We start from the raw sequence: 21947 nt of genomic DNA, 5'->3' as shown, positions 1-21947 counted from the left end.
AAGCTCTTTTTCGAGCTGTTTTAAACGATTGGGATCTGTTATTGGGATATTCCCTGGATTATCACAATAACCAACCTTTCCGGTTTTAGCTTTGCTGATCCACGTGTACAAGGTATCGAGCTTTATACCTAATCGCTCTGCAGCCGCTTTGTTGCCGATCTCATTTGCCAGTTTCAACGCTTCATAGCGTTCTTCGGCACTATATACTTTTTTCATCACTAGTCAGTCCTTTTTATTTTTATTTTACCTCATTTCCTTGCAATTTGGGACTGCACTTTTATGATAACACTCCATTCGTAGAGATGAAGACAGTGCCTTATTTTCAAGAAATGATAAGTTCATTGCACAAATTCAATATGACGTTTATATGAAATTCCCTAAATGTAAAGGGTTCGCAGACACTTATCTTAAACGAAGATGTGAAAAAGCAATTGAGTATAATTGGAATCCCAATTTTTAGGAGGTGCTGATATGACTATTAAAACCAAAAGTTTTGAAGAATTTTTCTATATAAAAACAGACAATATTTGTGATATAGAGATTGTAAGCGACTATGTAGATAAGCATGACGGCGACTATTCTCCATATAAAGGATTTATGCTATGTCCAGAATGCCAAAAAGCTGAACTGAATTTTGTTCATAAATCGTCATTCAGGCGTGCACATTTAAAAAAAATCCCATCAGCAAATCATTTAGAAGATTGCTCATATAATTTTGAATATGCTTCTAAGAAGCTAGTAAAAGAATACGTTGAGATCCTATCATATAATCAAGTCCAAGATAAGTTAAATGCAATGATGAATATGCTTTGCAACAATGCTCCTAAGGATGGGGTGAAAGGAAGAATTGGTACCACAGGTCGTGAAGCTAAAGATAATCCTATCTTAATTCCAGATAGCAAAGAAGCGGGCAAATTTAAAGCTATTAGAAGAAAGAAGTTAGCTGGTTGGATTGATAAGTCTGATGGAACAGATTTACACATTTTTTATGGAACTGTAAAATTGTCTGTCAAAGAAAAAAATGGAAAAAACAGTGATGGCAAAGAATATCTATATTATCTTTTGACCCTTAAAACACAAAACAAAGATGGCGAATGGAAATTCAGAGCTTCAATATATCGTGGTGGTAAAAAAGATATTATGGACGAGAGCAGAGTGTATCAAATCGCTATGATCGGAAACTTAAACTTTGAAGGAAAATGGTTGCGAATTGACTTAATTAATAAAAATGCTATACAGTTCAGATAAATCACTAAATTTGTCTCTTTCCGAAGTTGATTGATTGTGTTACACATGATATATGACGTCGGGACGTTTCGGGATCTGTGAAAAAGTCGGATTAATCAGCTCAAAAGGTTAAGTTCATATGACATAGGGACGTTTCGTTTATCATCATCAACAAGCTATGATATACTTGAAAAAAAGCAGGAGGTGAAATCAGAAATGGCAAGACAAGCCCGGGTTAAAAGCGCAACCGGCGTTCACCATGTAATGCTGAAAGGTCTGGATGGGCGTAATATTTTTCTGGATGATGCGGATCGATCAATTTTTATGGAAAAGCTGAATAAAACTAGAGAAATCGGCGGCTTTGAGTTGTATGCCTATTGTCTGATGGCCAACCACACATTTACTGCAATCCCATAAAAGCGGGAATAGTTACCCGAATACCAGAATCTGGGAGAAGTGTCAGTAGACAAGCGAAATCAGCTGATCCGACAGATTCAGCAGGAAACCGGTGGCAGTATCCGTCAATTGAGCCGAGTGTTGGGACTGGGCAAGATGATGGTGGAGCGGGCCGTGAAATGACGAGTATGACAAACGAAACGTCCCCTTGTCATGCCCCGATATTAAAACAAACGAGGGAGAGGGAGAAAATTAATGAAAAATATTTGTATTTATGGAGTTGGCGGGGTTGGTGGATATTTTGGAGCAAAAATGATCCCAAATAACAGCGACAATCATTATCATATCAGTTTGATTGCCCGGGGCAATCACTTGGATAAAATTCAAAAAAGCGGATTGAAATTAATTGGTGAAAATGAAACCGTCGTAGTACATCCGGATATGGCGACCCAAAATATTCTTGAAATCCCACAACCCGATTTGATTTTAATGTGTGTGAAGTCATATGATCTGGCGGCAGCGGTTCAGGATGTGAATCGTGTCATGACAGCGGAAACGGTTATTCTACCGTTACTGAATGGCATTAATATTCCCGAAAGAATAAGGATCGATACTGATAAGGGGGCTGTTTTGCCGGCCTGCGTCTATGTTGGAACCCATGTAGCGGAACCTGGGGTCATTAAACAAAAGGGTGGGAATGGGCGGATTATTTTTGGAGATGATCGAATCAAGGGTGCAAAGGCGGCTGTTCAAACAGCGGCAATCCTTAAAGAATTGAGTATTAACTGTGATTATTTGCCAATTCCTGATTTGGAGATTTGGACAAAATATTTGTTTATTGCGGCGTATGGAATTGTGACTTCAGCAACGGGAAAGACATTAGGAGAAGTTTATGAGAATAATCAGTTAAAGAGTCATGTGAAAGCGATTATGACCGAAATTGTCGAATTAGCTTCTCAGAAAGGGGTCGAATTTGAAGAAATAGAAATAATGCGTTCGCTGGATAAGGCAAAATCATTTCCATTTGAGGCAAAAACATCTTTTCAAAGAGATTTTGAGAACCCGTTAAAGAAGAACGAAAAGGAGCTATTTGTCGATAATCTACTGGCGATTGCAGAAGAATTCAAGGTGAATGTGCCGATGATAAAGCATTATAATTTGCTGCTCCAAGATCGCGTGCAGTAATAAAATAGGCTGACATGACCCGAAGTGATAGTTTTTTTGATTTTTCTGAGGCAAAAACCAGGATGGCTGTCTGGAGAGTTATTTAAAAATCCGATGGAGTGATGCACCTCTTACTGATGTGCTGAGCTAGAACAGTGAACACCAGAATATGGGAGAACTGTCTGTTTAAAAAGAGGGGAATAAACATGCCGAAAACGAGAAAGATGCTCAGTGACTGGATGGCTCCGTATATTCAATCGCTGATGTCGTTAATTGAAACCCAGAGTAAAGAAACCCTTGCAAACTGGGCGATTGCTTATAGTGAAGCGGTGATGCAGCCATTATGGGAGCGGGACTACCCGGATGATCTGCGACCACAGCAGGCTTTGAAGGCGGCTCGCGAATGGTTGTCTGGGACGATCAAACTGCCCCAGGCAAAAAAGGAAATCCTCGCCTGCCATGGCGCTGCCCGTGACGCAGAGGGGAATCCGGTGGCGCAAGCGGCGGCCCGGGCCATCGGTCAATCAGCATCGACCATTCATTCCGCCCGGCATTGTATTGGTTTGGCTTTTTATGGGGCCTTGGCAGTCGCCTATGATCAGCTCGGGACAGCGGCAAGTTGGGATGAAATTGAACAATGTGCCGCTGCAGAGTGCGGTCGTATCGAAGCCGCTTTGCGTAGCATAGCAGTGGAGCATGAAACGAACCCGGCAAAAATAAACTGGAATTGCTAAAGAGGTCATAGAGTAAAAAGTGGAACAGGTGATTGAATCTTGGCGATAGAAATGCGTAGGTAATCTATTATTAATAAACAGGGAGAAAACAATGAAACGAGTGGCGATTAGTTTAATGTGTATGGCATTATTGCTTTTTGGCGCGACTGGATAATGACAAAACAGCTAAATAAAATTTGTTGGAGGCAAAAGAATGAAAACGCTTAATAAACGAGTAGCGGGGTATACGCAGCAGTTGCAGCAAGGTGAAATCCAAATTGCATACAAAGGGATATTGACGTTTATGGGTAAATTAAGAGCCGCTTTTATTAAAAAATACCCCCACTACGATTTCAGCAGCATCTATCAGGGATATCTGGATATGTCTTATTTCTCTTTGAGTACAAAGCCATTAAAAGATCAGGGTTTAAAAATTGCGATTGTGTATTTACATGAAAAAGGGTCCTTTGAGGTATGGCTTTCGGCGCGGAACCGCGATATTGCCAGGGCACATGAATCGATACTTGATAGTTTTTCAGATGAAATAAATGTATTTCATGATAAAAATAATCAGGATGCTATCGCAGAATGGATATTGACATGCACACCTGATTTTGAAGATCAGGCGCTCTTGATCAATATGATTGATCAAGGTGTTGAGAAATTTGTTGCGACGATAATCAATCGCCTATAATAAAAAGTCGCTGCCCGTGATATAGAGGGAAATCCGGTGGCTTAAGCGGTATAATGAACCGAACCCGGCGAAATATCAACTGGAATTGCTAAATAGGCAGAACATGACAAAGAGACGTGGAGAATCCGTTAAAGAAGAATGAAAGGAATGGTGATATAAATGGACAAAGTAATTAAGATTAGGAATGAAGAAGAAAGCGATTATCAGCGAGTAGAAGAACTTACCAGGAAATCTTTTTGGAATTTATATATTCCGGGGTGTAATGAACACTATTTGGTTCACGTGATGCGATCCCACAAAGATTTTTTGCCAGAGTTGGATCTGGTGATTGAAGTTGATAATCAGATCATCGGGAATATCATGTATACGAAAGCAAAACTGCTTGATGAGTCCGGGGCAGAAAAAGATATCCTGACGTTCGGGCCAGTTTGCATTTTGCCAGAGTATCAGAGAAAGGGATATGGAAAAAAACTAATCGAGTATTCCTTTGAACAGGCTGCCGCACTTGGTTATGATGTGATTGTAATATTTGGGAATCCGAATAACTACGTAAGCCGTGGCTTTAGAAGTTGCAAGCGATATAATATCTGTCTTGAAAACGGAACCTATCCGACGGCAATGATGGTAAAAGAACTCAAACCAGGAGTCTTGGATGGAAGGAAATGGGTTTACCATCAAAGCCCTGTATTCGAGATTGATGAACAAGAAGCGGAGCGCTTTGACGCGGGTTTGGAAAGCCTGGAGAAAAAATATCAGCCCAGTCAGGAAGAATTTTTTATTCACAGCCATTCGATTATCCAGTGAGATTGCTTTATGACAAACGAAACGTGTAAAGCAAAAATGACCGGTGGGCTGACAGTTCAGTAGTCAGATGAGGCATTCCACTGATCAATTTCAAAATGACCAAGCAGGTTTTAATAATTTAAGGTAATCAAAATGGCAAGTGGTTTCTCTGTTATGTAAAGACAATCGATTGGAGATTAAAATGTATAAAATTAGTGAATTAACGGTAGCTGATTATCTGACAAAAATGTCAGTTTGTGATTTTCCGGGACCAGCAGCGGGTAGTGCGGCAGCAACGGCAGCGGCGATGGCAGCAGCTCTGCTGGAAATGTCCTGTGATGGCAGTCTCAGAAAAAGTGGGGATAACCCATTACTGGCGGAATCCATTACGATGGGCGCCGAGCTTCGCCAGGCCTGTCTGATACTGGCCGATGTGGATATGACGGCCTACGGCAAAGTTATCACAGCGGCAAAAAATAAGGCTGGCGATCGGGAAGCGTATGAAACTGCGATGAAAGGAGCCACCGAACCGTTTATTGAGATTCTCAGACATTGTCACCGTCTGCTTGATCAGATCGAAAAAGTGATCAAAGGCAGTTTTTCAAGAGTACTGGGGGATCTGGTTGGCGGGGCCTATCTGGCTGAGGCGGCCGCAGCGGCATCAAAGTCTGGCATTGATGTTAATCTGAGGCTGATCCATGACGAAGATTTTCAAAACCGATATCAGGCTGAGGCGAACGCTCTTTATCGGGACTGTGCCAGCCTGAAAGCCGAAATTCTGGCCCAGGTCTTTTCATCGTCGCAGGGCATCCATCCCGATGCTAAAGCAGTGCTGGATTTCTGGTTTGATCCCCAAAATCAGCCCTTCTGGTTTCAGAAAAATCAAACCTTTGACGTGGCAATTAAAACAAATTTTTATGATCACTGGGTTGCGGGTTGCAACGGCCTTTTATCTGACTGGCGGGATACCATCGAAGGACGGCTGGCCGAGATTATTCTGCTGGATCAGTTTTCCAGAAATCTAAACCGCGATAATCCCAAGGCTTTTGCTCAGGATGGAATGGCCCTGGTGCTGTCTCAGGAAGCCATTCGCCATCCTGATTTCAACCGATTGCCACAGGTTTGGCAGCGGTTTATACTCATGCCGTTTATGCATTCAGAAGCAGCAGACATCCATCAGGCCGCCCTGTCGCTTTTTGAAGCACTGGGCGACCCGGCAACCCTGGAATATGAAATAAAGCACAAGCAGATCATTGATCAGTTTGGACATTTTCCCCATCGTAATGAGATCCTGAAGCGGGAATCCAATCCGGCTGAAATAGAATTTTTGAAACAACCGGGCAGCAGTTTTTAAGCTGTTGGTAAACCGGTTGATTCTTGAAATTTAAGTACAGACTAGGTCTGAGTTTATGCTAAATGGGGGGGATCAAGACCCCGGTAAATACCATGTTCTATGATAAAATCGTGGCCATTGAAAAGGGCTACCATCAGTTTTCTAAATAGCAGCATTTAAATTTCAAAATTGCTGCTGTTTATTAGGTTCCTGGCATCAGGATGCAGGCTCCTTTCTGATGATGGAACAATGCCAAAGTTCGCCCCAAATGTTAAAAAGCTGGAAATTGAAAGCAAAGCGCTCACCATTTATTATGATATGCAGACAAGAGATTTGGAGGTTACCGGTTATGATAGATATCCTATTCAGTGATAGTGCTTGTGGAAGTCTTAAAATAGCGCAACATTACGGCAAAGAAAAATACCCGGTTGGGTGTATGAGCATTATTGTCAGTCATACTGATGGAAGTAAGCCAAGTAAAGATGAAATTGAAACGGCCAGGAAGGAAGCAGAGGAAAAGAAACGCATGGCGAGGGATAATGCGATGCCCTTGGACGGAAAAGTATTGGACATCTATGGATTCAATTTGTTGCTGAGCATCGGAGATATTTCAGAAAATCAACTCGGTATCAAGCGGAAACAGGTATTGGAACACTTATTTAGTGTTTATCCGAATGATCAAGAGCATCAGGTTGCGAAAGAAATATTTAATCTCGCAATTGAAGATTTGAAGACAATTCGCGAGCGTGCGGCAACGGGAGAAACTTTCCGGGTCTGGTATAGCAATCAGCCCGACGATATGTGTGGACTTTACTGGTTTATGAGTCAGTTTAATCAGTGGAACGTAAACAATGGACAAGTGGTGATTGTAAAACTTCCCGAATGGGAATCTGACGGGTATGGAAATGTCATGCAAAAAAATAGCTGGGCTGAAGTGGCTCCAGAAGAATGGTATCAGTATTTTGCTTTTCAAAAGACGGTATCACCCGTATTTATTCAATGTTGTGCATCTCACTGGCAGGCGCTTCAAGCAGAGAACGCGCCTTTGCGAGCTGTACTTAATGGCCAGTTGGTTAGTGTGTCAGAAAAACTCTATGATGATTTTATTCGTTGCGAAATTGAAGCGGAAGACGAAAAATTTCATGAAGCGATGATTGTCGGACGTGTGTTAGGTAAATACCAACTTGGAATTTGTGATTCATGGGTTGCATTACGCATTGAAGAAATGATCAGGGACAGAAAACTGGAAACTGTGACTGGGAGTGAGAAAGATATGCCGCTTTATCATCGCGTATTGAAAAAGGTTACTCACTGATGATACCCCAGGAGCATGAGATAGGGTGGGGTTGTTTAGACTTTACATGACTGTTTCTGATGATCATTCCAGAGCCGGATCCTGCCGTTTTTAAAATGGGTGATGTCAAAGGCTATAGCCAATTTAGAAAAGAAGATTTAAAAAATCAATCTATGGGACGAAATTGAACAATGTGCCGCCGCAGATTGCGGTCGCATCGAAGCGGCTTTGCGCAGCATGGCAGTTGAACATGAACCGAACCCGGCGAAAACCAAATGGAACTGTTAAATAGGTCAGAACATGTCAAAGCTCAGGAAGAACCAGTTTAAGTTCTTTAAGAAATACTATTTATAATATGACGTTATGCTGTCATATTTAAGATGTTACAATTAGTTAAAAATGCAGGGAGAAATGAATATGGCTAGACCAACAACTAAGCCCAGCTTGATGGCAGAAGCAGATAGTAATTATCAAAAACTGAATCAATTGATTGATTCAATGACCGAAAAAGAATTATCGATAGCATTTGATTTTTCGGATGATGCCCGAAAAAAAGAAGCCCATTGGGGAAGAGATAAGAATCTTCGCGACGTTCTGGTGCATCTATATGAATGGCATCAGCTTGTTTTGAATTGGGTGGACTCCAATATGAAAGGCGAAGAGAGACCTTTTTTGCCAGCCCCGTACAACTGGAAAACATATGGAGCGATGAATGTGGCTTTTTTTGAAAAGCACCAGAACACTTCACTTGATCAAGCCAAAGAAATGTTTGAAAAGTCACATCAGGATGTTCTAAAGTTAGCGGATGCATTTACAAATGAAGAACTATTTACAAAAGGGACCTATAAATGGGTTGGCGGAAGCACCTTGGGTTCATATTTTGTAAGTGCGACAGCAAGTCATTATGATTGGGCGATGAAAAAAATCAAAGCACATATTAAAAATTGTACGGGTATCAAAAACGAAGCAGAGCGCTCGGGAGCGTATAAAAATGCTAGCGGAAAAAATGCAATAAGAATCAATACCGATGCTTGAATTTACTTAAATTTCTGTGATAAAATAAAAACAACTTGATAATGTTGATAAAGGAGTTTTTATGAAAAAACATGAAATGCGAACACTGATTGTCATTGTTAGTTTTGTTCTGGTCGTAATCGCAACGCTCTCTTGGTTCAACAAACCGACTCCGGCAACGGATTTAGAAGATGATTTTAGTAATCTTACCTGGACAATGGCTTTTGAAGAATTGCATCAAACCCTGTCAACAGAATATGCTTTTACCGATTGGAAATCCATCAACTGGGATAAGCTGCATCAGAAATATCTGGCCGAAATCGAAAAGGCGCAACTTAATCAGGATTTTGATGCGTATTACCTAAGTCTGCGAGCCTATCTGAATGAGATCCCTGACGGACATGTGCGGATGAATAATCTCAAAGAAATCGATGATCAATACATTGGCGGTGGTTTTGGTCTGGCTTTGGCAAAAATCAATGATGGCAACGTCATTGTCACTTGGGTAGATGAATCCAGCCAAGCCTGGCTATCCGGTATTCGTCCGGGGGATGTGCTGCTTTCCTGGAACGGTCAGCCAATTAATGAGGCGATTGACAATGTTTCAACCCTTTTTGGAGGAACATCAGCAACAACCGAAAACCTGGAAATTAAAAAAGCAGCCTATCTTGTTCGAGCGCCAGTTGGCACCAAAATTCAGCTTAGCTATAAAACACCGGATTCTTCCCTGACTGAGTCGGTCTCGCTTGTGGCCGATGATGATAATGGGTTATCCTTAAGCAAAAACTATCCGGATTCTGTGGTTTCCAATAAATTGCGGGATATGTTTGTCGGTGTCGACAATCCGGATCCGATCCCTGATGCCACTGGCCATCGGGACAATCGTTAAACGAGAACAAAACAATCCAGTTGGATAGCCAGAATGGGATTGGTGGTGTCAGCCCCGATATTAGGTTGCTAATGACTGCACAAAATGCCATTCGCATTGCCAATGGCGAAGATGTCGAATTGGCAGAAGCGATTAAAGCGCTGCATAACAAACTTAATAATCAATAGAATCACGATAATGACAAGGGATGTTTCAAGTTTAAAGGGCAGCATGGGGAGCGAAACATCCCCTTGTCATGGGGCGACGCAACCTGCGTTTTATAGATTTCTTTTCAAATAAATCATATCAACTAACTGCTGTCCATCTTCATACATAGGATGGTCGTAATTATCGATAAAAAAGTTTTTAACAACGTGTGATTTTACAAATCCACACCTTTCGTAGAAACGAAGGATCGTCGGGCTATCACCCGTTCCAACAGATAACTCACTACCAAACTGCTTATAATAATCAACAATAAATGCAATTAGATTTTGTCCATACCCTTTCCGTTGATATTTAGGAACGGTAACAATATTCTTAAGTTCAAAAATGCCAGGTTGCTCTTGTGTAATAACGCAAATTGCCCTAATATCATCATCGCGCAAGGCAAACATATCGCCACGGTACAAATATTTTTCGATCATACTGATCTGCTCATCGGCAATAAGTAGTAATTCTATATATTTTATTTTATCGCGATCATTGATTTTCAAAATCTCCATTTATTATTTCCCCTATCTTTTTCGTAGTATCCCCCAGTTTTTTATACTAGATTTTTTATACTAAATTAATTAATTTTGTTTTCAAGTAACTTTCACAAAGAATATGACGTGTGGCGGCTTAGTCAAACTTGATTGTAACCACCCCACCAGAATCGCCGTTGCGCAGTTCCAGTTGTCCAGCGTGTGTTTTTGCGACGCGTGCGGCAAACCAAAGGCCAAGACCATTGTGTCCATCGGCACCACGTGCTGCATCACCACGCCATAGGCGCTCGGTTGCATGGTGTAACGCCGCCTTGCTAAAGCCGGGGCCTTCATCACAGACAGTGACTTGCCAGCCGCCATTTACCATGCGGCCTTCTAAATAGACATTTTTACCCGCCTGGGTATGCTCGATGGCATTTTGCGCCACATTACCGAGGGCCCGAAGTAAATGGTCTTTCTGAATCAGCGCAGCACCCGCCAGACCGTTTTGGGTGTGCAGGCAAATCTTCTTGGCTTCGGAAATGGCGATTGTGCGCTGGCAAAACTCGTCAAACATGGCGGGCAGGCTGGTGTTTTCAAATGCCTCATCCGCACCGGCGGCGGTTTCTAGTAGACTGGCAACATACTGTTTGGCGCGGTCGTTGCTTGATACAATTGTTTCGACCATTTTGCGGCTGTGCTCAGACAGTTTTTCATCCAGGAGAAGTTCGGCGTTGCCGCCCACCAGGGTGAGCGGGGTTTTTAAATCATGCGTGAGTGCGGCTATTTCCGCCTCGCGTTCTTGCTGTGCCGCCCATTGGGTGGACAGGGAGCTGAACAAGGCCTCCTTCATATGTTCCATCGCATCGAGCGCCTGGTCAAACTCCCGGATGCCCGCGTGGGGAATTGCGAAATCGAGCTCCTGGGCGCCGACCTTCTCGCTCACCTCACCAAACAGCTTCAGCTTGGTGGCGAGACGCCGCCGGAGCCACAGGGTGTTAAACAGCAGACAAAGCACCCAGGCCCCACCAAGTGTGGCCAGCCACAGGTATTCAAAGGGCGGCAGGATGTCGCGTAGCACCGGGTTGACAAACTCGGCCCGGTAATGCCAGTGAAAGATTGCGGTGCTGCCATCCGCGTAGGTGTACCGCGAAATAGCGATGCTGTCGGAATTATTCGGTAAAACCCCGGCCAGGACTGCCAGTTTCTGACCCGCTACATTGCTTGCCAACACGTCGCCGTTCTGGCCAAACAAAGCGTACTCAGCCAGAAAATCGTCACCCGGCGAGACAAAGGTTTTTGGCTCGCCGGCCAGCATTTGCTCCACCTGTTGGTTGGAGACGTATCCTGGGTAAATAACACCGGTGTTTTGAAGCCACCCAAAGCAGCAATACCATACCAGGCAGCATAACAGCATACTGCCAAGCATAACGATGGCAAAACGCAAAAGCACAAAGGAAAGGCTTACCGAGCGCTGGTTTTTCGCCATTTATAGCCCACCCCCCATACGGTTTCAATGGGGTTGATGGCGTCGGCTTTCAGCTTGGCCCGGATATTTTTGATGTGCTCCGCAACGGCTGACGGATCGCCCTCGGCCTCAAAGCCGAAAACCGCTTCATATAATTGTTCTTTGGTAAATACCTGGCCGGCATGCAGGGCCAGATGCTCACAAATCGCGTATTCGCCCCTGGTAAAGGGCAGGGTGTGTTCACCTGCGATGGCCACTTTTGCCTGCATATCAAAGCGCACCCCACCTCGGCTCAGGGTGTGGGTCGGCTGACGCACCTCCCGCCGCAGATGGGCGTTTACCCGGGCGCGCAGCTCCGCAACACTGAATGGCTTTTTAATGTAATCATCGGCGCCCAGACCAAAGCCCTCAACAAGGGCCGCTTCTTCCGCCTTGGCGGTTAGAAATAGGATCGGGCAATCCACCTCGGCACGGATCCGGCGGCATAGGGAAAAGCCATCCTCGCCGGGCATCATCACATCGAGCAGCAGCAGATCGTACTGCTGGCACCGGGCAGGCTGCACGGCGAGGGCATCCGCTTCGGTGTCGATCTGGTGGCCGTCCTTTTCTAAGGCAGCGCACACCAGGGATAGCATATCAAGGTCATCATCGACCACTAATACTTTCGGCATCATCTCACCTCCTTGTTTTACTCTTGTATAACGTTACCTTCCCATCGACTAAACCATAATAGTGACAAAATCAGAACCATCGAAGTCATCATAATCAGAGCAATAACTCCCGGAAAAACAGGTGCACTGGAAACGTCAAAATAGTTTTCTAAAAACCGAACACCCCATTCCCAGGGAATGATCGGCCAAATTTTGTCACCAATCGCGTTTTCAAAGTAACCGGCTAAAATGGTGCCCGATATCCCTAACAAAACAGAAATACTTGAACCAAACCGAAAAGCAATCGGGATGTGTAATAAATATAAAAATAAGTTGCTCAATAAAAACAGCTGAAATAGGAAAAAATATGATCCAACGGGTGCGGTATCAATAGCCAGAAAAAAATTGACACCAACATAGAAACACAGTTCATATAATATCATATTTATGGTGAAAAGAAAGAGTAGAAAGAACAATTTCCCCAAGTATACGCTACTTCGCGACGCCACTAAACCCAAAGCATTTTTGTTATTTCGATCTAAATTAATAAAAATTGGCACAACGATACTGACAAAAATCGGATAACATATTTGTAAGATAACGAAAAACAACCGCACATTAGCAATAAGATGGTATCCGCCAGTAGCGTAATAAACGAAGAATAATGTGGTAACCACAATCGGCGGTAACAGATGCAAAAAAATAATTGGCGTTCGTTTGACCTTGGTAAAGTTGGAAAAAAATTCCCTGATAATCGTCATTGGCGATACACCTGCTTGCTGTACCAACGTGAAAATGAAAGGGTAAGAACGAACGCGATAACCAAGCTTATCAATACCAGCAACGCACTTTCGCCTAAATTTAAAATCAGTCTTGAACCGGCGTCGACCAATAATCCGTTTGGTAAAACGCCAAATAATGTCACCATAAATCGTGCCGGCCAGCTATATGGGAAAAACCAGAACAAAGGTGTCAAGGAAAAAAACAAACCGCCGAATGCGCTGGCGAACAAATTTATGATCACCGCACCAACAAAGCCGACTTTTTGATCCAAAAACAAACTAAACGGGATCTGCCATAATAAGGAGAGCCACAATAAGCCGTATCCTAAAAGATAATAGCCGCTATGACCAATTGCAGCCGCAACACCTGACACGAAGCATTCGGAGATAGCCGTGATCAGTGACAGCAATAATGAAATGTTAAAAAGATTAAGCGCGATCAAAATTGTTTTAGCAATAAAGGTCTTCTGTAAGTCGATGGGCAAACTATAAAGGGTTCGGTAGTTGTGCTTTTGATCCTTGTTATTCACTAAATGACTTAAAAATACAATCGACAAAGACGCAATTGGCATACACCAATTGCAAACCAACGCGCTTGAAAAACCACCTAACCCAATCCCAACAAATATAAATACCATCGACAATAAAATTAAAGCTGCCGGAATAAGGATCATCAGTTTTCTAAATAGGGAGCGTTTAAACTTCAAATTTTCGGCGGTTAAATAGGCTTGTAACATCAGGACGCACGCTCCTTTCGGATGATCTCCATAAATAATTGTTCCAGGTTTTTATTGGCATCAATTTTATCCTGATACAGGAGCGATCCATTGTATAGGATTCCGATGTCATCGGCAACGTGTTGTATTTCGCTTAAAACATGACTTGAGATAATGACAGAAATCCCAGACGCTGCAAAGGTTTTAATCATTTTCCTTAATTCTTCAATACCAAAAGGGTCTAACCCGTTTGTTGGTTCATCCAGGACTAATAATTTGGGGTTGTTCAGCAGCGCTAATGCGATACCCAAGCGCTGTTTCATTCCCAATGAAAAATCGGCGGTCTTTTTATTTTTAGTATCCATTAAGTCCATCTGTCGTAAAACGTCATGACATCTTTTGGTTGAAATCCCCAGTAGTGTCGCTCGTACTTTTAGATTTTCATATGCCGTTAAATTCTCATACAGTGGCGGTGATTCGATCAACGAGCCGATAGTTAATAAATCGTTTCGAGTCCACGGATGATCGTTGAATAATATTTCGCCTGAAGTGGGCCGGATAATGCCAGTAATCATCTTTAATAAGGTTGATTTGCCAGCGCCATTAGGCCCTAATAAACCATAGACAGAATTTTTTCTGACCGACATCGATAAATCTTTTATTGCATACGCCTTTTTGAATTTTTTAGAAATACGATTGGTTTTTAAGACGGTCTCGCGCGTCATATCTTCCGCTATTTCACATTCCGGTTTGGGCAGTGTCCATTCCATCGGGTTGTCCCTCCTTGTAGTTGTTACTGTTATGGTAACAGCCATTTTTAAGGATTTTATAAGGACGCGGGTGTTTTCTCAAAATTTATCGTCCTATGAAAAATTTGCTATCGCAGCACAAAAGGTTTAGAATTAAGAAAACAACGAAAGAAAAACAGAAATTAAAACGACTGATGATGACGGGACGTTTTGTCTGCGTTGGCAACTAAGGCAAAAAATAAGAATACAAGTTTTAAAGCGAGGATGCACATGAATAGTGATTTCGTAAACCTAACAACAGAAAACCTTGTTAATGAGCATTTATGCTGCATTATTCGCAGTAAAAAAGCCCATCCAGGTGTTGAAGCAAAGCGACAATGGCTGTCAGCAAGGCTAAGTGAAGGACATGTCTTTAGGAAGTTAAATGAAAAGGCGACGGTTTTTATTGAATATGCGCCGCTAGAAACAGCGTGGGTGCCAATAACGGGGGATAACTATTATTATCTGTATTGCTTATGGGTTTCTGGTAGTCATAAAGGAAAAGGGTATGGGCAATCACTGCTTTCGTATTGTGTGGCTGATGCTAAAGAAAATGGGAAATCCGGCCTTTGTATGCTCGGAGCAAAAAAACAAAAAGCCTGGCTTTCGGACCAAGCATTTGTCAAGAATTTCGGCTTTGAGGTTGTTGATACGACCGACAATGGCTATGAATTGCTGGCTCTTTCTTTTGATGGAACAACGCCAAAATTCGCCCAAACTGTTAAAAAACAGGAAATTGAAAGCAAAGAGCTCACCATTTATTACGATATGCAATGCCCCTATATCTATCAAAATATTGAGCGGATAAAACAGTATTGTGAAGAAAATGCGGTTCCGGTATCGTTAATTCAAGTGGACACGCTAAAAAAAGCAAAGGAATTGCCCTGCGTTTTCAATAACTGGGGAGTGTTTTATAAAGGCAAATTTGAGACCGTAAATTTGTTAGATGTTGCCTACGTGAAGAGAATACTCAAAAAATGACATGACGGACGTTTGATACGTTTTTTTAGATCATCCGGCATATTTATGCTTTCTTTTTACCATCGTCAATAATCTCGAGCTCTAAATAATCAAACCAAATCGATTCGATAAACTGGTCTTCATGAAAAGTTGTCTTGGAAATCTGATTAAGCTCGTTTGTGTTTTTATCAAACCACATCGGGTTTTCCAAATCAAAGTCATGGCAGATGATCTCTAAAGCGGCTTGGATTTTGTCATTAAGATGCAAAGATTTGTCATCAATTTCGACAACTTTTTCGTCCATAAATTTATTTTGTTTCATCAGTTTTCCCCAAATTCGAACCATTTTTTTACCTCTCGATCATCAATGTGTGATTACATCCGAAGAACATTGTTTAAATGCCTGTAAAATGGACATATGTTGAGTATAAGGGCTGGAGAGGGAAATGTAAAGAAGATTGGTGTTTTGATGTGGGAATGACATCGTGTCGTTTCGTTGGTCGTGCCATCATAAATGTGGAAGTACCCCAAATAGCCGGAAGCGAAATCAGAAATGACAAATTGTTTCAGGTCACTTGGGGCCGTGAGTGAACGAAAGGAATGGTTACAACAGTGGAAAAAAATGACATTGGTTGGAATTTGGAAAATAGTTATGCAAAACTGCCGGGATTATTCTATACCCCACTTAAATTAGAGACGGTCAGTGCGCCAAAACTGGTTATTTTAAATCACCTTTTAGCAGAAAATCTTGGTTTGAATGCTGAGGCGCTGGAGGGTCAGGCCGGGATCAATATCTTAGCCGGTCAGGCCTTGCCGGCAAATGCTAAACCGATTGCCCAGGCTTATGCCGGTCATCAATTTGGTTATTTCACCATGCTTGGTGATGGTCGGGCGATGCTGATTGGCGAACAGATTACACCAGCCGGTGAGCGCTTTGATATCCAACTCAAAGGATCAGGCAGAACACCTTATTCCCGCAGTGGCGATGGTAAAGCGGCGCTGGGACCGATGCTTCGGGAATATCTGATCAGTGAAGCGATGCATTATCTGGGCATTCCGACTTCACGCAGTTTGGCGGTCGTGACAACCGGTGAACCGGTGTATCGCGAAAACCCGCTTAAAGGGGCTGTTTTAACCCGGGTAGCGGCCAGCCATATCAGGGTCGGTACCTTTGAATATGCCGCGCAGTGGGGGGCCACTGCGGATGTCAAAGCTCTGGCTGATTATGCCATTAACCGGCATTTTCCCTTGCTTCAGTCGGAACAAAATGCTTATCTGGGTTTGTTGGATGAAGTCATCAAAGGACAGGCGGCGCTGATTGCCAAATGGCAGCTGGTGGGCTTTATTCATGGGGTCATGAACACCGATAATGTGACCATCAGTGGCGAAACCATCGATTATGGGCCCTGCGCCTTTATGGATCACTATGATCCGACTACGGTATTCAGTTCCATTGATCTGCAGGGACGGTATGCCTATCGGAATCAACCCAATATTGGCTTATGGAATTTGGCTCGCCTGGCCGAAACCCTGATTCCGTTAGTCGATGACAATCAGGAACAGGCGCTTAAATTAGTCGAAGACTCACTGCGCAACTTTCCTTCACTATATCAGGCGGACTGGCTCCAGGGAATGCGCTTAAAACTGGGCATTGCCAATGAAGAGTCCGAAGATGAGCGGTTGATTGCCGACTTATTGGGGTTAATGAAGGAGTATCAGGCTGATTATACCAACACCTTTGTTGATTTAACCCTTGAGAGGACGCTTGATAAAACCCAGTCGTCTGATTTATATGAAAGTGATGCCTTTAAAGATTGGCTGAATCGATGGCGAGCCCGTCTGGAAAGACAGGAGCACACCGACCACGACATTAAGCAGTTAATGAAACAAGTAAATCCAGTGGTCATCCCCAGAAATCATCAGGTTGAAAAAGTCTTGCAGGCGGCTAACGAACAGGATGATTTTAAGCCCCTGCAGCAGTTATTAACAGTCCTCCAATCACCATACGATTACAATGCGCTTAATCAGCAATATATGACACCACCAGAACCAGCGAGTCATCCCTATAAGACCTATTGCGGGACGTGATTTTTAAATAAGGTGTTGTTTAAAAACAAAGATGGAAACGATGGAGATGACAAACAAAATGTCCCGGTGGGATAAAATGACTTTTATACTCAAAAACAATGAAACGTTGAGTGTAGAAGTCATTTTTTAAGTGACCAGAAACAGGATTTCAAAATATATGTAAAATAGTTGATAATTTTTCCATAACACAAATTTCTAAAAACGAGAAAAGGTGCTTGACATTTTTAGCAAGAAAATGTAAAATCTCATTACCGACCAAGGGTCGATTTTTTTTTAAATATCTATCGACTCTTGGTCGGTAAGAGAATAAAAATTTGAAAGGTTGAATATGAAACTTTTGCTGAATCTTGTCCGCAAGGACTTTAAAAGAAACCGGGTTATTACAACTGCCCTGGCAGTATTTCTGATTCTTTCAGCTGTTTTTATGGCCGGCGGACTGAGAGTTACCGGGATCATGCTGTCGTCGTTAAATGGTTTGAATGAGGTGGCCGTGCCGCCAGAATATGTGCAGATGCACAAGGGCGAATATGATGAACAGCCATTGGCAGACTTTGTCGCCCGGCAAGACTATCTGGAGGACGCCCTGGTTGTCAGGATGCTGGATGTGAACAATGCTCAAATTATCTGCAACGGCGAATCGTTGGAAAAGTGTCTGATGGACAATGGCTTTGTTACTCAAAATGAAAACTTTGACTATCTGCTTGATCAAAATAATCAGATTGCCATTGTACAAGACGGAGAAATCGGTGTACCGGTTTACTATGCCGAGGGTTTAAATATCAAAGCAGGCGACACCATTGTGCTGCAAAACGGAGATTATCAGAAAGAATTCAAAGTCGCGACGATTATCCGTGATTCGACGATGAATTCATCACTTTCTTATTCAAAGCGATTTCTGATCAGTGCGAACGATCAAAATGAAGTCGCCCTTCATATGGGTGAATGGGAATATTGTTTCGAATTTCTTTTAGCTGAAGAGGTAGCCCCGACAGTGCTGGAAAATGCCTACCTGGCGGCTGGACTGCCGTCTAACGGTGTGGCCGTTACCGCAGGGATTTTCAATATGATCAATGTTTTTTCTTATGGGTTGGTCGCACTGGTAATTATTGTGATCAGTTTGTTGTTGATCACCATGTCGGTATTATGTCTCTCATATATTATCCGGGCGACATTGGCGGAAGAAAATCATTCAATTGGCGAAATGAAGGCAATTGGAATTCCCGGAAAGGAAATAATAAAACTATATCAAATCAAATATATCATCCTGGTTCTGATTGCCGGGGTGATCGGCTATCTGGCGGCGATTCCTTTTGGTAATTTTTTTTCGGCAATGGTGATTCGCTATTGCGGCAATGGCAGCAGTCAGTGGATGCAATGGATATTTCCGTTGGTGGGCGTCGTTTTACTTAGTATTTTTGTTGTCTGCCGGTGTTATTGGATTATCCGGAAGCATTTGAAGCGGACCGTGCTGGAGTTAATCAGAGGCGAAGAGAATACAAAAAAAGAAGGTCATTACAGGCTTCCTTCAAAGGGATTAAAGGTCGGGAATCTTTTAATGGCTTTAGGAGAACTGAAATGCAAGTGGAAAGAGTATTTTGTAATATTTTTGATATTTGTTTTTTCCTCCTTCTTAATTTTGCTCCCGATGAATATGAACAATACCATTAATAACCCAGTTTTTCTAACGTATATGGGCATTGGCAAAAGCGATGTCCGCATTGACATTCAATACAGCAATAATTTGACGCAACAAAATGAGGAAGTGATGACTTATTTGGAAAAGGACCCGGAGATTGAGCAATATGCAGTCTACCAGAATGGTTATGTACAGTCCCAAAATGTCGATGGCGAATGGGAATATGTGCGGGTGCAGAACGGAGAAAACGCGGTTTTTCCATTAGAATACCTGGACGGGAAGGCACCTCAGGCAGAAAATGATATGGCGCTTTCATATCTGAATGCGGTTGATCTGGGTAAAAAAGTAGGCGACACCATCACCGTGATTTATCAGGAGAAAGAACGAGTCCTAAATGTCTGTGGTATTTATCAGGATATTACTTATGGCGGAAAAACCGCCAAAGCAGCCATCGATTTCGATAGTAAGGATATCGAAGGATATATGATCTATTTGGATGTTCGGGAAGGCATCGATATCGATCATAAAACTGCAGAAATGAGAACTGCTTTACCGAACAGTAAAATTACCCCGTGCAATGAATTTGTTTTCCAGACCCTCAGTAGCATTATTACAAACATGAATCAGGTGCAAGGGATCGCGGTGATGATTTCTTTAATGCTGACCATTTTGATTACGGTCATGTTTCTTCAGCTGATGATGGCAAAAGAACACAGTGCCATTGCCGTCAAGAAAGCGATCGGATTTTCCACCCGGGATGTCCGGATCCAGTTAGGAATCAGGATTCTGGTCATTCAGTTCGTCGCGATTATAGCCGGAACGCTTCTGGCCAACACCCTGGGGGAAGTTATTTTTGCAGGAATGCTTGCGACCGTCGGGGTTGCTAAAATAAAACTGCTGGTAGAGCCGGTATGGGCTTATCTGCTTTGTCCAACCGTACAATTAGGGGTAGTGGTTATGACTGTAATAATTGGAACCAATACGGTTAGAAGCTATCACATCAGAGATCAAATAATGGAATAAGGAGCTAAAAATGATAAAAATTGAACGGATCAGCAAGTCCTTTAAGGACACAAAAGTATTAAACGATGTCTCTTTTGGAATCGAAAAAGGTGATTTTACGGCCGTGATGGGGCCATCCGGTTCGGGAAAGTCAACGTTGTTATACAGCGTCAGCGGAATGGACAAAATCAGTGCGGGTCAGGTAATCTTTGAAGGGGTAAATATCAGCGAGTTACTGGAAAAGGAATTGTCCAGATTCAGACTGACTAAGATGGGCTTTGTTTTTCAGAATCCCCAAATGCTGAAAAATCTGACGATTTATGATAATATTATCCTACCGGGACTGGTCGCCAAAAAAGAGTTGCCAGAGAAAATCAGAAAACGCGCATCGGAACTGATGGGGCGGATGGAGCTTGGCGGAATTGAAAATCGTGATATTAACGAAGTTTCCGGTGGGCAGCTACAGCGCGCGTCGATTTGCCGGGCGATGATTAACAATCCCGATATTCTCTTTCTGGATGAACCGACGGGGGCCCTGAATTCGGAGGCGACAGACCAGGTTTTGGCAATATTAGAAGAACTGAACAATGAGGGCATGACAATCATGATCGTTACCCACGACCCCAGAGTCGCAGCAAAAGCCAAAAGAGTCCTTTACATACGGGATGGACAGATTGCCGCCAGTAAGGAGCTTAGAAAAGGTGGCGATTCGGCGTTGGAACTCGATAATTGGCTTAAAGAAGTGCACTCGTAATGGATGCAGGGTCTGCTGTTTCTGGCTTGAAAAAGGGAAAGTTCGAGATCTGCGTCATGTTGTATTAGGTCAATTTTGATGTATAAGGTAACGAAAAACGATATTGAGGCCATGTAGTAAACGTGTTATAAAAAATCAGTTTAAGCGTTACCAAACGAATATGATGGGAGTAAACAAAATGATTATGTGTGGATTTTTCGATGGATCGATAAAAAAATACATAAACAAAGAACGGTTTGAAAAATTACAGAACAGAAGGGACAGATTATGTCAAATTCTACAAAAGCAGATTTGGAAGTGTCTTTAAAAAAACTATTGCTCATAAAACCATTTGACAAGATTACAATTAGCGATCTGGCAACGGATTGCGGAATTAGTAGAATGACATTCTACTACCATTTTAAGGACATCTACGATTTAGTGGAATGGAGCTGCGAAGAAGACGGCAAAAGAGCCTTGCAGGGAAAAAAAACATATCATACCTGGCAGGAAGGTCTGCTGCAGCTGTTTGAAGCGGTTTTAGAGAACAAACCCTTTATTTTGAATGTTTATCGTTCAGTGAGCAGAGAGCAGATAGAAAGTTATTTATATCAGTTAACCTATGGACTTCTGGAAGGGGTTGTTAAAGAACAGGCCCGGGATATGTCAATTACTGAGGTTGAGATGAATTTTATCGCCGAGTTTTACAAATACGGTTTTGTGGGAATGATGCTGGATTGGATTAAAAAGGGTATGAGCGAGGAACCGAATGCCATTGTTGACAAAATGAGCACAACCCTCAGTGGCAATATCGCCAATTCAATTCAGAATTTTGCAGCCAAACGTCATGAATGAACAATTTTTTATCAAAACAGGTAGAGTGATCAGTTTTTTATCATTCTGCCTGTTTTGTAAATGGATAAATCATTAAAAAAGTCGTACCATAAAGAAA

Annotated in this window: 24 protein-coding genes; 16 read left to right on the top strand and 8 right to left on the bottom strand. The window is 42.6% G+C overall.

All coding sequences use genetic code 11. From position 1 onward, the window contains the following. Positions 1 to 216, bottom strand: a 216-nt coding sequence (locus A3KS_RS21495) for a transposase (protein WP_035356447.1), incomplete at its 3' end; no start/stop codon positions are given. Between the two features lie 255 nt (positions 217 to 471). Here A3KS_RS21495 and A3KS_RS0115010 point away from each other — a divergent pair. From A3KS_RS0115010 to A3KS_RS0114945, 11 genes are all read left to right on the top strand, one after another. Continuing rightward, the gene (locus tag A3KS_RS0115010) at positions 472 to 1248 is read left to right on the top strand and encodes a hypothetical protein (protein ID WP_026395598.1); all 777 of its coding nucleotides are present in this window, start codon (positions 472 to 474) and stop codon (positions 1246 to 1248) included. A 195-nt stretch (positions 1249 to 1443) separates the two neighbouring features. Next, positions 1444 to 1644, top strand: coding sequence for a hypothetical protein (locus tag A3KS_RS0115005; protein ID WP_026395597.1), 201 nt, complete (start codon positions 1444 to 1446; stop codon positions 1642 to 1644). 39 nt (positions 1645 to 1683) lie between these two features. Continuing rightward, on the top strand, positions 1684 to 1806 hold the full coding sequence (locus A3KS_RS24155) for a hypothetical protein (RefSeq protein WP_278247318.1): 123 nt from the start codon (positions 1684 to 1686) through the stop codon (positions 1804 to 1806). 72 nt (positions 1807 to 1878) lie between these two features. Beyond that, entirely contained in the window at positions 1879 to 2808 is a 930-nt protein-coding gene (locus tag A3KS_RS21490; protein ID WP_051355921.1) for a ketopantoate reductase family protein, read from the top strand. A gap of 185 nt (positions 2809 to 2993) precedes the next feature. Beyond that, complete coding sequence (locus A3KS_RS0114990; RefSeq protein ID WP_026395596.1) at positions 2994 to 3521, top strand: putative immunity protein; 528 nt, start codon at positions 2994 to 2996, stop codon at positions 3519 to 3521. A gap of 193 nt (positions 3522 to 3714) precedes the next feature. Continuing rightward, positions 3715 to 4194 (top strand): DUF7000 family protein, encoded by a 480-nt coding sequence (locus A3KS_RS22780; RefSeq protein WP_051355920.1) that lies wholly within the window; start codon positions 3715 to 3717, stop codon positions 4192 to 4194. Between the two features lie 159 nt (positions 4195 to 4353). Next, complete coding sequence (locus A3KS_RS0114980; protein WP_026395595.1) at positions 4354 to 4998, top strand: GNAT family N-acetyltransferase; 645 nt, start codon at positions 4354 to 4356, stop codon at positions 4996 to 4998. Positions 4999 to 5179: 181 nt separating this feature from the next. Beyond that, on the top strand, positions 5180 to 6331 hold the full coding sequence (locus A3KS_RS23270) for a DUF924 family protein (protein WP_084505028.1): 1152 nt from the start codon (positions 5180 to 5182) through the stop codon (positions 6329 to 6331). Between the two features lie 328 nt (positions 6332 to 6659). Beyond that, the gene (locus A3KS_RS0114960; protein WP_026395593.1) at positions 6660 to 7625 is read left to right on the top strand and encodes a DUF3658 domain-containing protein; all 966 of its coding nucleotides are present in this window, start codon (positions 6660 to 6662) and stop codon (positions 7623 to 7625) included. A 396-nt stretch (positions 7626 to 8021) separates the two neighbouring features. Continuing rightward, positions 8022 to 8639 carry a ClbS/DfsB family four-helix bundle protein gene (locus tag A3KS_RS21480; protein WP_084505026.1) on the top strand — a complete coding sequence of 206 codons (618 nt, stop codon included), beginning with the start codon at positions 8022 to 8024 and terminating at the stop codon, positions 8637 to 8639. A 61-nt stretch (positions 8640 to 8700) separates the two neighbouring features. After that, on the top strand, positions 8701 to 9507 hold the full coding sequence (locus tag A3KS_RS0114945) for a PDZ domain-containing protein (RefSeq protein ID WP_026395592.1): 807 nt from the start codon (positions 8701 to 8703) through the stop codon (positions 9505 to 9507). A gap of 257 nt (positions 9508 to 9764) precedes the next feature. Here A3KS_RS0114945 and A3KS_RS0114935 read toward each other — a convergent pair whose 3' ends face one another. From A3KS_RS0114935 to A3KS_RS0114910, 6 genes are all read right to left on the bottom strand, one after another. Continuing rightward, a complete protein-coding gene (locus A3KS_RS0114935) occupies positions 9765 to 10211 on the bottom strand; it encodes a GNAT family N-acetyltransferase (RefSeq protein ID WP_026395591.1) in 447 nt (148 codons plus the stop codon). A gap of 118 nt (positions 10212 to 10329) precedes the next feature. Beyond that, positions 10330 to 11661, bottom strand: coding sequence for a sensor histidine kinase (locus A3KS_RS0114930; RefSeq protein ID WP_026395590.1), 1332 nt, complete (start codon positions 11659 to 11661; stop codon positions 10330 to 10332). Then, positions 11637 to 12311: a response regulator transcription factor gene (locus A3KS_RS0114925; protein ID WP_026395589.1), complete on the bottom strand. Its 675-nt coding sequence runs from the start codon at positions 12309 to 12311 to the stop codon at positions 11637 to 11639. Before A3KS_RS0114925 ends, A3KS_RS0114930 begins: the two co-directional genes overlap by 25 nt. A 17-nt stretch (positions 12312 to 12328) precedes the next feature. Beyond that, on the bottom strand, positions 12329 to 13051 hold the full coding sequence (locus A3KS_RS0114920; RefSeq protein WP_026395588.1) for a lantibiotic immunity ABC transporter MutG family permease subunit: 723 nt from the start codon (positions 13049 to 13051) through the stop codon (positions 12329 to 12331). Further along, positions 13048 to 13809 (bottom strand): lantibiotic immunity ABC transporter MutE/EpiE family permease subunit, encoded by a 762-nt coding sequence (locus A3KS_RS0114915; RefSeq protein WP_026395587.1) that lies wholly within the window; start codon positions 13807 to 13809, stop codon positions 13048 to 13050. Before A3KS_RS0114915 ends, A3KS_RS0114920 begins: the two co-directional genes overlap by 4 nt. Continuing rightward, positions 13809 to 14558 carry a lantibiotic protection ABC transporter ATP-binding protein gene (locus tag A3KS_RS0114910; protein ID WP_278247317.1) on the bottom strand — a complete coding sequence of 250 codons (750 nt, stop codon included), beginning with the start codon at positions 14556 to 14558 and terminating at the stop codon, positions 13809 to 13811. The genes A3KS_RS0114915 and A3KS_RS0114910 overlap by 1 nt, the downstream gene beginning before the upstream one ends. A 249-nt stretch (positions 14559 to 14807) precedes the next feature. Here A3KS_RS0114910 and A3KS_RS0114905 point away from each other — a divergent pair, with 249 nt between their 5' ends. Further along, entirely contained in the window at positions 14808 to 15557 is a 750-nt protein-coding gene (locus A3KS_RS0114905; protein ID WP_026395585.1) for a GNAT family N-acetyltransferase, read from the top strand. A 43-nt stretch (positions 15558 to 15600) separates the two neighbouring features. Here A3KS_RS0114905 and A3KS_RS0114900 read toward each other — a convergent pair whose 3' ends face one another. Then, positions 15601 to 15858, bottom strand: a complete 258-nt coding sequence (locus tag A3KS_RS0114900; RefSeq protein WP_242834778.1) for a hypothetical protein — start codon at positions 15856 to 15858, stop codon at positions 15601 to 15603. Positions 15859 to 16136: 278 nt separating this feature from the next. On the opposite strand from A3KS_RS0114900, the gene A3KS_RS0114895 reads away from it, so the two are divergent. The 4 genes from A3KS_RS0114895 (at position 16137) to A3KS_RS0114880 (ending at position 21850) form a co-directional block, all read left to right on the top strand. Next, complete coding sequence (locus A3KS_RS0114895; RefSeq protein WP_026395583.1) at positions 16137 to 17624, top strand: protein adenylyltransferase SelO; 1488 nt, start codon at positions 16137 to 16139, stop codon at positions 17622 to 17624. Between the two features lie 328 nt (positions 17625 to 17952). After that, positions 17953 to 20283 (top strand): ABC transporter permease, encoded by a 2331-nt coding sequence (locus tag A3KS_RS0114890; RefSeq protein WP_026395582.1) that lies wholly within the window; start codon positions 17953 to 17955, stop codon positions 20281 to 20283. 10 nt (positions 20284 to 20293) lie between these two features. Then, a complete protein-coding gene (locus A3KS_RS0114885; RefSeq protein WP_026395581.1) occupies positions 20294 to 21016 on the top strand; it encodes an ABC transporter ATP-binding protein in 723 nt (240 codons plus the stop codon). A 267-nt stretch (positions 21017 to 21283) separates the two neighbouring features. Beyond that, positions 21284 to 21850 (top strand): TetR/AcrR family transcriptional regulator, encoded by a 567-nt coding sequence (locus A3KS_RS0114880; protein ID WP_026395580.1) that lies wholly within the window; start codon positions 21284 to 21286, stop codon positions 21848 to 21850. Positions 21851 to 21947: the final 97 nt, after the last annotated feature.

It is taken from the genome of Acetobacterium malicum subsp. dehalogenans DSM 11527 (assembly GCF_000472665.1).
Taxonomy (GTDB): Bacteria; Bacillota; Clostridia; order Eubacteriales; family Eubacteriaceae; genus Acetobacterium; species Acetobacterium malicum.
This window is presented reverse-complemented; position numbering and strand designations above follow the sequence as displayed.

Excerpts from the sequence above, each read along its gene's own strand:
- A3KS_RS0115005 (WP_026395597.1), top strand. The coding sequence starts at position 1,444 with ATGGCAAGACAAGCCCGGGTTAAAAGCGCAACCGGCGTTCACCATGTA.
- A3KS_RS0114990 (WP_026395596.1), top strand. The coding sequence starts at position 2,994 with ATGCCGAAAACGAGAAAGATGCTCAGTGACTGGATGGCTCCGTATATT.
- A3KS_RS0114905 (WP_026395585.1), top strand. The coding sequence starts at position 14,808 with ATGAATAGTGATTTCGTAAACCTAACAACAGAAAACCTTGTTAATGAG.
- A3KS_RS0114880 (WP_026395580.1), top strand. The coding sequence starts at position 21,284 with ATGTCAAATTCTACAAAAGCAGATTTGGAAGTGTCTTTAAAAAAACTA.
- A3KS_RS21480 (WP_084505026.1), top strand. The coding sequence starts at position 8,022 with ATGGCTAGACCAACAACTAAGCCCAGCTTGATGGCAGAAGCAGATAGT.
- A3KS_RS0114960 (WP_026395593.1), top strand. The coding sequence starts at position 6,660 with ATGATAGATATCCTATTCAGTGATAGTGCTTGTGGAAGTCTTAAAATA.
- A3KS_RS0115010 (WP_026395598.1), top strand. The coding sequence starts at position 472 with ATGACTATTAAAACCAAAAGTTTTGAAGAATTTTTCTATATAAAAACA.
- A3KS_RS0114890 (WP_026395582.1), top strand. The coding sequence starts at position 17,953 with ATGAAACTTTTGCTGAATCTTGTCCGCAAGGACTTTAAAAGAAACCGG.
- A3KS_RS0114895 (WP_026395583.1), top strand. The coding sequence starts at position 16,137 with ATGGTTACAACAGTGGAAAAAAATGACATTGGTTGGAATTTGGAAAAT.
- A3KS_RS0114915 (WP_026395587.1), bottom strand. The coding sequence starts at position 13,809 with ATGTTACAAGCCTATTTAACCGCCGAAAATTTGAAGTTTAAACGCTCC.
- A3KS_RS0114900 (WP_242834778.1), bottom strand. The coding sequence starts at position 15,858 with ATGAAACAAAATAAATTTATGGACGAAAAAGTTGTCGAAATTGATGAC.
- A3KS_RS0114910 (WP_278247317.1), bottom strand. The coding sequence starts at position 14,558 with ATGGAATGGACACTGCCCAAACCGGAATGTGAAATAGCGGAAGATATG.
- A3KS_RS23270 (WP_084505028.1), top strand. The coding sequence starts at position 5,180 with ATGTATAAAATTAGTGAATTAACGGTAGCTGATTATCTGACAAAAATG.
- A3KS_RS0114920 (WP_026395588.1), bottom strand. The coding sequence starts at position 13,051 with ATGACGATTATCAGGGAATTTTTTTCCAACTTTACCAAGGTCAAACGA.
- A3KS_RS0114935 (WP_026395591.1), bottom strand. The coding sequence starts at position 10,211 with ATGGAGATTTTGAAAATCAATGATCGCGATAAAATAAAATATATAGAA.
- A3KS_RS0114945 (WP_026395592.1), top strand. The coding sequence starts at position 8,701 with ATGAAAAAACATGAAATGCGAACACTGATTGTCATTGTTAGTTTTGTT.
- A3KS_RS22780 (WP_051355920.1), top strand. The coding sequence starts at position 3,715 with ATGAAAACGCTTAATAAACGAGTAGCGGGGTATACGCAGCAGTTGCAG.
- A3KS_RS0114930 (WP_026395590.1), bottom strand. The coding sequence starts at position 11,661 with ATGGCGAAAAACCAGCGCTCGGTAAGCCTTTCCTTTGTGCTTTTGCGT.
- A3KS_RS0114885 (WP_026395581.1), top strand. The coding sequence starts at position 20,294 with ATGATAAAAATTGAACGGATCAGCAAGTCCTTTAAGGACACAAAAGTA.
- A3KS_RS0114980 (WP_026395595.1), top strand. The coding sequence starts at position 4,354 with ATGGACAAAGTAATTAAGATTAGGAATGAAGAAGAAAGCGATTATCAG.
- A3KS_RS0114925 (WP_026395589.1), bottom strand. The coding sequence starts at position 12,311 with ATGCCGAAAGTATTAGTGGTCGATGATGACCTTGATATGCTATCCCTG.
- A3KS_RS21490 (WP_051355921.1), top strand. The coding sequence starts at position 1,879 with ATGAAAAATATTTGTATTTATGGAGTTGGCGGGGTTGGTGGATATTTT.